The organism is Candidatus Neomarinimicrobiota bacterium (assembly GCA_022573815.1).
In the GTDB taxonomy this organism is placed as follows: domain Bacteria; phylum Fidelibacterota; class SORT01; order SORT01; family SORT01; genus JACZTG01.
Genome location: JACZTG010000039.1, coordinates 1 through 14,183 on the forward strand (window position 1 = coordinate 1; position 14,183 = coordinate 14,183).

General features: G+C 42.0%; 9 protein-coding genes. 4 read left to right on the forward strand and 5 right to left on the reverse strand.

Translation table 11 applies throughout. The features are described 5' to 3' along the window. On the reverse strand, window positions 1-1,709 hold a 1,709-nt coding region (typA, locus tag IIB39_10545), incomplete at its 3' end, for a translational GTPase TypA (protein ID MCH8929136.1). Window positions 1,710-1,990: 281 nt separating this feature from the next. Between typA and IIB39_10550 the strand changes: the two genes are divergently transcribed. Together IIB39_10550 and IIB39_10555 are read left to right on the forward strand one after the other, a co-directional pair. Beyond that, on the forward strand, window positions 1,991-2,416 hold the full coding sequence (locus tag IIB39_10550) for a GNAT family N-acetyltransferase (protein MCH8929137.1): 426 nt from the start codon (window positions 1,991-1,993) through the stop codon (window positions 2,414-2,416). Between the two features lie 240 nt (window positions 2,417-2,656). Then, window positions 2,657-5,953 carry a T9SS type A sorting domain-containing protein gene (locus IIB39_10555; GenBank protein MCH8929138.1) on the forward strand — a complete coding sequence of 1,099 codons (3,297 nt, stop codon included), beginning with the start codon at window positions 2,657-2,659 and terminating at the stop codon, window positions 5,951-5,953. Between the two features lie 10 nt (window positions 5,954-5,963). Here IIB39_10555 and IIB39_10560 read toward each other — a convergent pair whose 3' ends face one another. The 4 genes from IIB39_10560 to IIB39_10575 all read right to left on the reverse strand — a co-directional run bounded on the left by IIB39_10560 (window position 5,964) and on the right by IIB39_10575 (window position 11,089). Then, complete coding sequence (locus tag IIB39_10560; protein MCH8929139.1) at window positions 5,964-7,127, reverse strand: hypothetical protein; 1,164 nt, start codon at window positions 7,125-7,127, stop codon at window positions 5,964-5,966. Between the two features lie 60 nt (window positions 7,128-7,187). Next, window positions 7,188-7,949 (reverse strand): outer membrane lipoprotein-sorting protein, encoded by a 762-nt coding sequence (locus tag IIB39_10565; GenBank protein ID MCH8929140.1) that lies wholly within the window; start codon window positions 7,947-7,949, stop codon window positions 7,188-7,190. A gap of 81 nt (window positions 7,950-8,030) precedes the next feature. Next, the gene (locus IIB39_10570; protein ID MCH8929141.1) at window positions 8,031-10,403 is read right to left on the reverse strand and encodes an MMPL family transporter; all 2,373 of its coding nucleotides are present in this window, start codon (window positions 10,401-10,403) and stop codon (window positions 8,031-8,033) included. A gap of 95 nt (window positions 10,404-10,498) precedes the next feature. Then, window positions 10,499-11,089 carry a TetR family transcriptional regulator C-terminal domain-containing protein gene (locus IIB39_10575; protein ID MCH8929142.1) on the reverse strand — a complete coding sequence of 197 codons (591 nt, stop codon included), beginning with the start codon at window positions 11,087-11,089 and terminating at the stop codon, window positions 10,499-10,501. 159 nt (window positions 11,090-11,248) lie between these two features. Between IIB39_10575 and IIB39_10580 the strand changes: the two genes are divergently transcribed. Both IIB39_10580 and IIB39_10585 read left to right on the forward strand, forming a co-directional pair. Beyond that, the gene (locus IIB39_10580; GenBank protein MCH8929143.1) at window positions 11,249-13,219 is read left to right on the forward strand and encodes a bifunctional aldolase/short-chain dehydrogenase; all 1,971 of its coding nucleotides are present in this window, start codon (window positions 11,249-11,251) and stop codon (window positions 13,217-13,219) included. A gap of 183 nt (window positions 13,220-13,402) precedes the next feature. Then, on the forward strand, window positions 13,403-14,167 hold the full coding sequence (locus IIB39_10585) for a hypothetical protein (GenBank protein ID MCH8929144.1): 765 nt from the start codon (window positions 13,403-13,405) through the stop codon (window positions 14,165-14,167). Window positions 14,168-14,183: the final 16 nt, after the last annotated feature.

Genomic DNA, 14,183 nt, shown 5'->3' on the forward strand with positions numbered 1-14,183 from the left:
AGATATTCATCATCGCTCATAACGCTCATCCCTTTTTCGATGGTCATCTCCAACGGAGTAGTAAGTCGGATAGCTTCATCGGCACCTGAAGAGCGCATATTGGAGAGTTGTTTTCCCTTGATGGGATTTACGGTCATATCGTCTCCCTTTGAAGTATTGCCGATAACCATTCCCTCATAAACTTCAACGTTTGCCCCCACGTACAATGCGCCTCGATTTTGAAGATTAAAAAGCGAGAACCCAAGAGCCTTTCCTGTCGCCATTGATACCATTGAGCCGACGTTCCGTTTAGCAATTGGACCTACATGCGGACGAAACCCGATAACTCTGCTGTATAAGATTCCTTCGCCCCGCGTATCAACGATGAAAGTGTTTTTATAACCCAGGAGACCGCGGGAAGGGATTTCAAAAATTAGATTCACTGCGCCATGTTCCGGGTTCATCTCAAGCATATTCCCTTTACGCCGTGAGAGTTTTTCTATCACAACTCCCGTGAGTTCTTCCGGCACATTAACCGTCACCTCTTCAAACGGTTCGACTTTTTTGCCGTTTTCCTCTTTGATGATAACGTGCGGTTGCGAAATCTGAAGCTCAAATCCTTCTCTGCGTAGATTTTCCAACAAGATAGCGATGTGCATATCGCCGCGCCCTAACACATTGTAGAAATGAGTGGACGAAAAATCTATCCGCAGTCCGACGTTTATTTCTAATTCTTTTTCGAGTCGTTCCCGAAGCTGCCTGTTAGTAACGTATTTTCCTTCACGTCCCGCAAACGGAGAGTTATTTATCAAAAAATTCAGAGAGATGGTCGGTTCGTCAATATCAATCGCGGGAAGCGCATCCTGATCCTCATTTTCGCAAATAGTTTCGCCGATATATATGTCTGAAAGTCCGGATACCATTATAATATCGCCGGCGCTTGCCGAGTCCACCTCTTTTCTGTTGATACCTTCGAAAGTGAAGAGTTTATTTATCACTCCCGTTCTGGATTCGCCGTCAGCGGTTTTAACAGTTACCTGGCTGGAACTGCTGATTTTCCCCTCATATATTCTTCCCACGGCTAACCGTCCGAGATAATTATCATAACCGAGATTGAATGTCTGAACCAAAAGCTGTTTGTCCTTGGCGTCTTCGCTTGATGCCGGTTGAACATGCGCCAAAATAGTATCTAAAAGAGGAGAGAGATCAATTTCTTCATCGTCTAATCGGAGCTTTGCCGTTCCTTCTCTTGCGATTGCATAAACGGTGGGAAAATCGAGCTGCTCATCGTTTGCGCCAAGGTCCAAAAAGAGTTCGAAGATCAATTCGTGTACTTCATCCGGACGAGCCGCGGGTTTATCAATTTTATTTATTACGACAATTGGTTTGAGACCAAGTTCGAGAGATTTCTTCAGCACGAACTTTGTCTGCGGCATGGGTCCTTCCTGAGCGTCAACTACGAGAACCACAGAATCGATAGCCCGCAGGACCCGCTCCACTTCCGAGCCGAAATCAGCATGACCGGGAGTATCAACAATATTAATTTTCGTGTCTTTATAATAAACCGATGTATTCTTTGAGTAAATCGTAATTCCACGTTCCTGCTCGAGAGCATTACTATCCATCGTCACACTCCCGTCAGACATATTCGTCTGCTGCATAAGATGGTCTGTCAACGTGGTTTTGCCATGATCAACATGAGCTATTATCGCTATGTTCCGTATTTCCATCTGAATCTTAAATCCCTTCTAAATTTATAGTTCCCCTGTTGCGAACCGTGAGTTTTACCTCATATTGAACAGAAAGTCAATGAATATTATCAAAGTTATCCAATAAGATAAGACAATCAGCTTGACAACTGTAAGCTGTGGCGTTAACTACGGCAAATAAAGCCGGGTAACAATCTATCAAAAGGTGAAAATAGCGACTGTTAGACTGCTGTTACCGGCTGTTTTAACACTAATTATTTCTTTTTAGCGGGGTATTGTATTTCGACGGAACAGAGGTAAAGATGATAAGGGAATATGAAGATAAGGATTTAGAAGAATTGTTGGAAGCGTGGTATTCGGCTTCTAAGGTTGCGCATCCGTTCCTTAGCGAAGAATTTTTGGAACAAGAGCGAAAGAACATAGAGTCTGTTAATCTGCCAAATGCCGGGACATGGGTCTATGAGTTAAACGGCGCTGTTGTTGGATTCATTGCGCTTATCGGGAATGAAGTAGGGGCGATATTTTTGGATCCCGAATATCATGGGAAAGGAATAGGACGCGCATTGATGGACCATGCCAGAAGTATTCGGGATACTTTGGAACTTGATGTATTTAAGGATAACACTATTGGTCGAAACTTTTACAAGAAATACGGTTTCATTGAAGAGTACGAACACTTGCACAAAGAAACAGGTTTTATGCAGCTTAGATTGAAACTTACCTACTGACAAAGCATTTTTTGATGGAAGACTAATATTCTCATTTTTCGCAACAGTATCCCATATTATCCGTATCGCGCTTGACATTCTTTTTAATCATTCCTTCAATTTTCGGCATAGTCAAGTTTACGATCTATTATTATTGAACTATTCGTAGTTTAAAACGTAAAATAAAGTAGATTATTTTACTCAACTGACTCTAATTATTAGATGATTAAACGATATTCATACTTAGCTGCTTTTATAATAATGGCGGTTTTTATTGGATTTATCTCTCTCATTGCCAAGGAACCGCCTGATTCAAATAAATTCGCTCTGAGTAAAGTAGCGGGAAAGCCGCGGGCTACTCTGTCCAACGTGAACAATATTTCATATTGGATTAGAGCTGATGGTTGGTCAGGGAGAAACCCGTTCACGGGTAATTCGGGAGTGGTATTCCCGAAAGGAACAGCAGGGGTTATCTTCGCTGATGGCTTTCTCTGGGCGGGATTGGTTAATGACGGCAATGAACCGAGATTGAGGGCAGGTGGAAATACATATATTTCCGGCACACTTGAGGGAGCAATATTAGGTGAACGGACAGGAATAGCTGAAGATCCTACTTCATCTAACGTCAGAATTTGGCGGATCAGGGAGGACTGGGCTACGGCTGACTTAACACAGGATGCAAAAGAATTGTTTCAATTTGTGGCAGATTCGATGGTAAGCGATGCTCAAATTTCCGAGATAAGAGCACAATATCAAACCGACTGGAATGAATGGCCTTGGGAAAAAGGCGCTCCTTATTATGATGATAACGGTGACGGTGTTTATGACCCGGTAAATGACCGACCCGGTTTGGCAGATGCAGATCAGGTTATCTGGTTTGTTGCAAATGATCTTTCTGACGGTGCTGTTACAGGATTTTTAGGATCACCTTCGATAGGATTAGAGCATCAGGTTACTATGTGGGCATATGACAGCGAGGGAAGGCTTGGAAATATAATATTCCGGCGAAACCGTCTGATCTACAAAGGCACCGATAGCACTTCTGTTGATGCTACGATCGACAGTATGTACATATCCCAGTGGAGTGATCCTGACTTAGGAGATTTTGGAGATGATTTTGTTGGTGTGGATACTTTAATAAATACCGGATATGTCTATAATTCAAGTGATATTGATAAAGGATTTCTTAAATATGCACTTCCTCCGCCCTCGGTGGGTTATACTCTGATTCAGGGACCAATTGTTCCCTCTCCGGGAGAGGATGCGATCAGGGATTTTGGTGTCCGTAATGAATATAAAAATTTGTCGTTGTCATCTTTTATATTTGAACCTCCTTCCTTTGGTGATCCGCCCATTGGAACATATGAAGCAACGATTCAATGGTATAACAGGATGCGTGGTTTACAACCTGCAACCGGCAACCCTTTTATCGATCCTGTTACTGGTATAGCAACACTCTTCACGCTTGCCGGTGATCCCGTTGCAGGCACAGGTTGGGTTGACGGAAATCCACTTGGTCCGGGAGATCGGAGGATGATAATGAGTTTGGGCCCGTTCAGTATGGCTTTAGGCGATACTCAGGAAGTGATAATTGCCTTTGTTGCTGGAATAGGCGGGAGCAGATTTGAGAGCATAGTAGAGATGAAAAAGACTGCGCGGTTAGCCCTTTCATTTGGTCAAAATATGTTCAGCGATATTCCCGGAGCGAATCTGGATATAACTCATCCATCCGCATCTGAAGCGATAATGAATTTGACAGTAGCTGCTCATAACAGCGTAGATGAGGTGATAGCGAAAATATATAATTATGAAAATGTTTTGGAAGAGACTCTAAATCTATCCGACGATGGGAACAGCGCTGACGGAGCCGCCAACGACAGTATCTGGGGGATTGAGCAACTTGTGATCCAAAAATCGTATGGTATGTACGCAAATGTGTTAGTCATATCAGGCTCAGATACAACCAAGTGGGATCATCTTCTGGATAATATAACGACTTTAGGGCCTGTGGAATGGGATGAACTTATTATCGTGAGCGATAATATCAATGAAGACGGCGCTATTAACGTAGGAGAGAAAATCGTCTTTAGCCCGGTAATCAAAAACGGAAGTGTTCTCAGTATTGGTTCCGCTACAGTAGGCACATTTTTATTTGATGAGTATGTCGTAGAGCAAAATACACTGAAGATGACGGAAGTAGAAAATATTTTGCCCGGAACCACTGAATTAGGGGATACGCTCAGCCGATATTTCGTGATGGCGGATGATACGCCGGATGGGCATCTGCTTAATTTGCGGTATTCAATAGTTGATAAGCAGCAGAACATATGGGTGTCAGAGCTGATAATGCCGGTAGGTGAACTTTCATTCGGCACTGAAGTCAATTCGGTTGATCATACAGAAGGGACAGCTTACGGTTCGGTGGGTTTTCGGATCGCAGACCCTTCAGCATTGACGAACGAGAGCTATGAAATTACGATTAATAAAGTAGAATCACTGTTTTCTTTCAATTTAGAAAACCTTTCAACTTCTACTATGTTATTTCAATCCGAACCATTTCCCGATGATAAATACAGCAGCACTGTCCCTATTACGGAAGGATTTAAGGTAACATTTGAGGATATTATTTTTAAAGGACCAAAAACTTTTCGCAGTGTAGAACAAACAGGTGCTGGAGGTTTAAGTCTCTGGGGCGACGCTCAGTTGTTCGGAAATCCTACAGGATTCTGGTTTGAATTTGGCTCAAGTACTTATGTACCTACAATAGATGCCTCACAGGTTGATCTCCAATTCAGATTTACCGGTGTGGATGCCGGAGATAATGACAGTCCCGTGACTTCAGGCGGATCGTTCTCCACACAATGGGAACGAGAAGCATTTGGAGTGTCTGATTTAACTGGATTCGCAAACGTGCAGTTACGGATTCCATTCGAGCTGTGGGATTTGGAAGGTAATGACGGCGCCGGAAGACAGATAGAAGTAGCTGTTATCAACAGGAATGCAGACGGTCAAGCGACATACGGGAATGATGTTGGAACAGTAGCTTCTGCGCGTTATCGAATGACCGGACGAGACTATATTGTTGTTATCAATGAAAATTATCAAAATAATGCAATTAAAATACGTTCTATAGTGAACCGAAATGCAACCTGGCTGCTTTTCTTCGAACAAGGAGGAGCTTCTGTCTGGGCAACCGGTGATGAGTTGACTTTAAGATATGTTAATCCTATTCAAGCCGGAATAGATGTATATCGTTTTCAGGTGCCTTCTGAATTGGATGTGATCGGGGCACCGGAATCATTTGAGCTTTCTCAAAATTACCCTAACCCGTTCAATCCTGAAACGACAATAGAATATTCGCTTCCAATTCGCTCAGATGTGAGCCTGATTATTTATAACATACGCGGACGGGAGGTGGCACGCCCACTATTTGGCACGATGCCTGCCGGTAACCATAAAGTCACGTGGGATGGATCAAATCAGGTGAGTGGGGTTTATATTTATGAACTTATGGCAGGCACCGTTCGTATCAGAAATAAGATGATACTGCTTAAGTAAAGAAACGGCATCAAAAGTATTTAAAAACCTTTAGCTCCAAATAATCGTCTTTGCGGAAGGCATAAATAAGGTCAAAAGGTTTTGCTCCGTAAAATCCCGCCATCTCGAGTTCAACAACCCAATCTGCGCCAAACCGCCTTGAGCCTTCTACTCGGAGAAGTTTAGACCCGGAATCGTTGTCAAAAATAACACCTGCAAGCAGAGCCGATGATTGAACATCATTCAATGCCAACCTCGCACCGAGGAATAAATCATTTTCAAAGATCGTAAAGGCATCGTTGCCACGATCATCGTAAAGATATTCCGAAATAATTCCAAGATCTGCGTCAGAATCCATAATCCCAACAAGAGTATATTCGAATCCAAAAGTGAGGGCAGTGAACTGTCTCTGCTGCCCGCTTCTCACGATACCCTCAAATTTCCATAACCAGCCTCCAAGACTCGCCTGCAGATCGAGACCTGTTTGATTTATCAGGTCATATCTCGGTGAAAAGGTAGGGGAGCCATTGTTCAATCCGGTTTGAACAAGCAGAGGTTCCCGACTGGTACCATAGAAATGTGAGAGACCGATATCGAAAATATTGATCGAGTGCGTCCACCTCGCTGCGAAATCTATATGCTGGTTTTCATTCGTTGCTTCAAATTGACTTCTCTTTGTGTCTATGATGAATGGAAATCGGAGGCGACCTTCATTTCCGATAAATGTTCGTTCCCGAAATCCCGGCAGGATAAACAGATCAAGGAAGCCCCAATCTTTTATAATAGTGAGATTTATCATCGGCTGTCCCATTTTTTCCTCGCCGTCAGGACTCTCCACCTGGTCAGTCTGATTTATAATATCAACGAGATGTTGGGATTCTGTTACTCCCCAGAATACTTTGCCGATACCTATTTTAAGGTCAAAATCCCTCTTCGACAGCCGCCAGATAAATTCTCGGATGTCGAAATGTGTTCTTTCCGAATCAAATTGATCTAACCGTAAAAAAGGCGCTATTATTAAGCCTTGATCGCCATCACTCCATTCTACATAATATTCGGGGTTAAATGCGGCGGACAAATAGTTCCTATGTTGTTCGGGAAAAAGCGGAGAATTCTGATAAATCCGGGATTCTACGGAGACCGAACCGGACAGCTCGGCTCTTGTTTGCGCAATAGCAAAATTTATGTCTCCCATTCTTATCAGGAAAAGGAGACATAAAAACAGCTTCAAGATAAATTTTGTATTCAGAGGAGATTATCTCGCGTTTTTCAAACTATTCTTGTTGAAATCTCTGTCGGTGTAGCCATTCTGAAATTTGTAATCCTTCCAGGTGAGCAAGGTGCTTTTCCCTGTTTGATGGTTCACCATTGACATGGAATGAGCTCTCCAGATTTTATCAATATATTGTCTGTAATCATCGTACTCCAAGGTTTTTAATAGGGCATTCTTTCGGTCATAATAAACGATTTTCAGAGGTCTATATTCAGCTTTGTCAAACCAAACGACCTGCCTTGTATAGCCCGATTTTTTATCCACCGGATATCGTTCTAAAATGAAAGAATCCATACCATTTAGATTTTCATCGCGGAGGTATTTATAAGTATATTTTTCCACCTCCTGAGATGAAAGATCTTCAAATGCGAACTCGCTTCCCATAAACGGACCCGACTTGTTATTTGATGAAATCCTTTTTACACGCTTAAGCGCAGGAAGGTAGAGCCATTGATCGTCCGGTCCCTCTTTGTGGCTAAAGGACAAAAATGCCGTGCCTTTCACGTCTCTGGGAGTATTAAAGATTGATAACGATTTATCTCCGTCTCCTATGACTTCAAGGGTTTTCACGCGGATATGTCGAGTACTTTCCTCGCCGTGCCGATTCCTGAGAGTCATGTTCAGTTCTGACGTGAAATCTCCGAATCCGGACTCTCGTTTTTCGGCCTCTTTTGCTATTTCAAGACCTCTTTCTTCCGGAGTTTGTGATTTAGCATCCGCAGGAAACAGCATCGGAAGAGCCATCAATGGGAAAATCAGTAATAGGCTCTTTTTCAATTTGTTTGAATAATTTGAACTTATATACATTTTTTAACCTCTATTATTTTATTCGTTAGCAGTGACGGGTTGAAGCCCATCATCAAATTGTGAAATGTTTTCAGTCGTATCTTCTGTCTCCTTCGATTTCCCAATTTTCATCAATAGCGTGGGAAGGAGAAAGAAATCTGTAATAAGCGCGAATGTGATGGTAATCAGAGTCAATTTGCCCATGGCAGAATTCAAATCAAATGCTGATCGAGAAAGAATCCCGAATCCAGCCACCAATATTACGGTAGTCACAAAAAGCGCTGTTCCGACAGTAGTGAAAGCATATCTGACAGCATCTTCGGAGCTAAGATTCTTCTCTCTACGCGCTCTCAGGTATTTGCTCATAAAATGGACCGTGTCATCCACCACAATACCCAAAGTCATTCCGGTAACCATAGCCAAGCCCATACCTATTTGTCCGACAAAAATGCCCCATACTCCGAAACCCATAATAGCCGGGACTAAATTTGGCAAGAGGCTTATCAGGCCGTGTTTCACACTGCGCATAGCCACTATCAACACAATCGAGATAACAAATATCGCGACTGTAGTACCGATTAACATGCTATTAATATTCTTTCGAGATATGTGAGCAAACATTATCATCGGCCCTGAACCGGAACTGAACATATATTCCGGAGCGTTATCTCTCAGCCACTGTTCCGACCTCGATGCAAGTTCTCTAATTTCTCTCGAAGAGACATCATTGAGAATAACTGTAAATCGAGTCGCGGATTTATCTATGTTTAAAGAATTGTTCAAATCGAGACCATACGGCAACGAAAGCTCATATAACAGGAGATACTGAGCTGCGAGATCTCTTTGCACCGGTATGGTGTAATACTCCTGATTATCACCATGCATACTTTTATTCAATTGTTTGAATGTTTCGCTTAACCTGTAAACGTGAACAACTCCAGGTTGAGCCAAATACCATTCAGCAAATTCTTCAAGTTTATTCAGATAATCCGGGTTACTGATTCCGCCGCTTTCTCCGGCTCCCAGTGAATATTCAATTGTATAGATACCGGTCAGATTATTAACAACGAAGTCGGTATCCTGCCTGAACACCATACTCTCGTCGAAATATTTAACGAACGAATCGTTAAGCTCGTTTTTTGGAATGAACATGGCCAGAGCTATTACAAGCACTACTGAACCCCAGAGCAGACCTGTTTTTCTAATAATAACAAATTCAGCTAAACGCTCCATAAATAAGAGTTTCCCGCCCTTATCCTGCTGCTTTACCCTTAAAGGGAGAACGGCTATAATTGCGGGGAGAAACAAAACGGAATATATAAACGCAAAAACAACTCCTATAGTCGTGATGTTGCCGAGATCATGAAAGGGTGGAACATCACTGAAATTCATACTGAGGAAGCCGATAGAAGTTGTCAAACTGGTTAGAAACACAGGCATCATATTAACCCTTAAGCTTTCAGTGATGGCATCCCATTTAGAAGAACCGTTACGCATCTCACGCAATATCATAATAAGAATATGAATACTGTCCGCCACAGCAAGAGTCATTATCATGGTTGGAGCGGATGAAGACGGTCCTGTTAACTTAATCCCAAGCCATCCCATAAAACCCATTGCAGTTACTATCGAGAAGATGATGATCAATAACGTAGAAAACGTGCCGCTGACTGAACGAAGCAGGAAGGCCATTACTATAAGTATTGTTAAGAACATCAAAGGCACAAGTGTCGACATGTCATTCTGAGACGCTTCACCAAAAGCGTGATTCAACATAACAACCCCAGTGAGATGGGTTTTAATATCCGGGTATGAGGCTTCAATCTCTTTTGCCAAATTCCTTACATAGTCAGCTACGATAAATGTTTCGGCAACATCCTTGCCCGGAAATTGAAAAGTAACGTTTACTCCTACCACTTTTGTATCAGGAGGAATAACAACTCCAAGTAATCTTGTTTCATTAAGAGCTATCTCCTTTGCGCGCTCTAATTCAGATTCAGTCATACTTAGCGCATCCGTATAAAGATCTTCAACGATGAGGTCGTCATCATCGGCATACGTATATTGAAAATTTGACAAACCGTCCACCCGTATGGCAAAAGGAATTTGCCATGCCTTTTCAGTCAGTTCCTCCACAGCGGCAAGAGTCTGATTGGTGAATACGTCACCATCTTTCGGTTCTAATACAATGAGAACATTATCGTTTTTAGTATAAATATCCTGCAGCGCATCAAAAGCGATAAGTTGTGGATTATCCTTACCGAAAAAATACCTGTAATCATTGTCGAATTGAATAAACCGGGCGCCGCTGCCTGCAAAGGCAACAAATGCGATCACCAATGGAATAACAACCCAACGCCATCTAATCACAAATTTGGAATATGCGACTACCTTTTGTTCAAATTTACTCATTTTAGTCGTATCTGACATTCTTCTTTACTCCTTAGGATACCAAAATAGTAATGTTAGTATGTGTTTATAATTTATAGTGTAAAATTTTGTGCTATTTATTTTATCAGGAGCAAGCGCATAATCATATCCTGAAAAACCTTGAGCGGCCTCGCATTTTTACTCGATTTCATCCGTAAAAGCGCGCCTTCTTTGCTGTTCATCATAAATTCCGCCAAGTCTTCTATATCATGTGACTTGCTTATCTCACCGGCATCTTGCGCTTCCTGCAATAATTTAATTATCGGTTCCTTCATATGATTGAAGCTGCGCTCTGCCGCTTTACTGATAGGTTTACTAATATCTCCCATCTCCTGACATAAATTGCCTACAAAAGATCCCTTCTGAAATTTTTCATCTTTTGTAAAGTGCTCGGTCATTTCTGAAAAGAGCTTTTCGATTCTTTTTAATGGGGTCAGCGATTTATCTTCTAATATCTCGCTCATCATTTGGCAGCCCATGGCACAATAAGAATCCATAAGATCAATAGCGAAATCTTCCTTGCTCTTGAAGTAATTATAGAATGAGCCTTTTGGGATATTTGCGGCATCGGCGAGCTCCTGCACGCCTGTTGCGTTATATCCTTTGAGATACATTATCTCAGAACTTTTCTGAATAATCTCTAATTTTTTATCTTCGTGTTTTGTCACGGCGCCAATATATGACCAGTCGGTTTATTTGTCAAGAACTATTTTTAATTTGTTACATTTCACACTTATCGGCCTAAATTATTAAGCCGATTTATTCAATAAATACGTACTATGATGGATGTAGATACAAATTAAAATTTATATTCTGGGAGGATATTTATGCTAAGCCTTTGGATAGACTCAGAAGGCAAAAAACGCGCTGACAATGCACTTAGGATGAGAGTTTACACATCTCGCCTCTTAGGCGCTGACCCCAATCTTGTTTTACACGGCGGAGGCAACACATCGGTAAAAGTGAGTGAAAGAAATATCTTCGGCGAAGAGGAAAAGATAATATATATAAAAGGAAGCGGTTGGGATCTTGGAACTATTGAAGCCGCCGGGTTCGCTCCCGTAAAATTGGAGCAGCTGATAAAGATGGCAACTCTCGATAGTCTCGGCGATTCAGATATGGTAAAACTCCAAAGAGCGGCCATGACCGAACCAGGCGCTCCCACTCCATCAGTGGAAGCAGTTCTGCACGCCTTGATACCATTTAAGTTCGTTGACCATACACACGCAGATGCTGTTGTTACCATTAGTAATACTCCTAACGGAGAGGATAAGATCAAAGAAATTTACGGTGAGAGAGTGCTGATAGTGCCTTACGTGATGCCGGGATTCATCCTCGCCCAAAAAATATACGATATGACTAAAGACGTTAAATGGGAAGATCTTCAGGGAATTATTTTGATGAACCATGGCGTTTTCACATTCGACGATGACGCTAAAAGCAGCTATCTTAAAATGATTGATATAGTCACTGAAGCCGAAGAATATCTGAAACAAAACGGGAAAGAACTCACTGGTGCATCAATAAAGTCGAAAGACGATCCATTAGCATTATCCTCCATACGGAAAAAAGTAATGGAAATATTCGGGGCGCCTATCCTTGCCCTGCTTGACAATGGAGCAGATTCTGTTGCTTATTCGAACCTTTCAAATCTGAATGATATTTCCTCGCGTGGACCATTGACGCCCGACCATATTATCAGAACCAAACAAATGCCAGTCATTTTGGGAAATGAGCCGATCAAGGATATTGACGAGTTTTCAGAATCTTATAAAAAATATTTCGACCGCAATACGGACGGAAAATTAACAAGCCTTGATTCCGCCCCACGATGGGCTGTCTGGAAAGAGCATGGAATAATTTCATTCGGGACATCTCTGAAAGCCGCCGGAATAGTATCAGACATAAAAGATCATACGATAAACGCTATTCAGCAAGCGGAAAATCTTGGGGGATGGACAGCCCTTCCGGAGAAAGACCTTTTTGCAATTGAGTACTGGGAATTGGAACAGGCGAAATTAAAAAAGACCGGAAGCTCTCTCGAATTTCAAGGAAAAATAGCCTTAGTGACAGGAGCTGCGAGTGGTATCGGTAAGTCCGTAGCAAATTTACTCCTGGCAAGAGGAGCGGCAGTGGCAGCATTAGATATAAATCCGGCGGTCGTTGATTTCAATAAAGAAGCAGGAATCTTTGGAATCGAGTGTGACCTGACCTCCGAATCAAGCGTAAAAGATTCTGTGGATGCTGTCATAAGGAAATTCGGCGGATTGGATATAGTGGTGAGTAACGCTGGGATATTTCCGTCAAGCAGCAATATATCAGATATGGAAGCAGCTGATTGGGATAAAAGCTTGGCTGTAAATCTTACGAGCCATCAACTGTTGCTTAAGACATGCATTCCATTTCTAAGAAATGGAATTGAACCTGCTGTGGTAATGGTGGCATCAAAAAACGTGCCCGCACCGGGACCGGGAGCCGCAGCTTATTCGGTGGCGAAGGCAGGACTTACTCAGCTAGCCAGGGTGGCGGCATTAGAGCTCGGTGGGGACGCTATCAGAGTCAATGTGGTTCATCCAAATGCTGTTTATGACACCCAAATTTGGACACCGGAACTGTTAAAGGAACGCGCAGATAATTATGGAATAAGCGTTGAAGAGTATAAGACGAATAATGTTCTCAAGACGGAAATCACTTCACGGGATGTGGCTGAGTTGATCTGCACTATAGCCGGCACTTCATTTTCCAAAACTACGGGCGCTCAAATACCTATTGACGGCGGAAACGAAAGAGTGATCTGAGTTATTCTATAATAACAATTATTTCTGTGAGGCTAATCATTTGATTAGCCTTGTTTTATTTTCTTGATTATCATTTTCGGCAATTATTATTAAAATTTTAAACGTTTTCCTATTTCAATCATCTAACTAATTAGAGAACGAAGAGAATACTCAAACAGTGCTGATAACGGAGGATGATGAATTATGAAAAGAAAGAATGTTAAGTCATATTTAATACCGGTGTTAATTTTCGCAGGAATCACAGCATTCGGCTGTTCGGGTCCTCAGAGGAGCATCCACATCGAGCCGGGAAAACAAGCCGCCAAAGCGGATGTGAATTTTCAATCGGCGTCGGTCACAATGACAAAAGAGAATGTAGAAGTAGCAGTCAGGGGAGTAATATTACCTGATCCTAACAAAGGAACGTTACATCCTACATTTTGGGTAACGGTTAAGAATAATCGTAAAAGTAAAATTGATCTTAATCCCGCTAAGGCACGGTTGGTGGATTCATTCGGAAATCAATACAGACCGTTACCTATGTCATTAGAAAATAGCGATTCCAAAGATATTTACTATCATGTTGTGGAGCCTGATGCCTGGTCGTATTTCTCAATAAATTATGGATGGCATTATTATCCGTTCTATCCCGGTCGTTCGAGATTCCATAGAAGAGGGAGACAAGGCTTTAGAAATATCCATTATTATCCGCGCTTTAACTACGGCGGCAACCTGATCTGGGTAAAAAATGTGAAGAAAGCGAATTCATCTATTAGATTACCCGATAGGACAGAAGAGATTTACAGCGATGCGAAAATTACATACGCGCTTACATTCCCGGAGTTGAATGAAGAGGTTAAAGATTACAGGTTGATAATTCCCGGAGTTAATTTACGTGGAGAAGAGGGGGAGTCACGGATACTTAATTTCGAGATAAAGTTTGATCAGATTATCACAATCGATAAATAATAAAATTTCTAATATT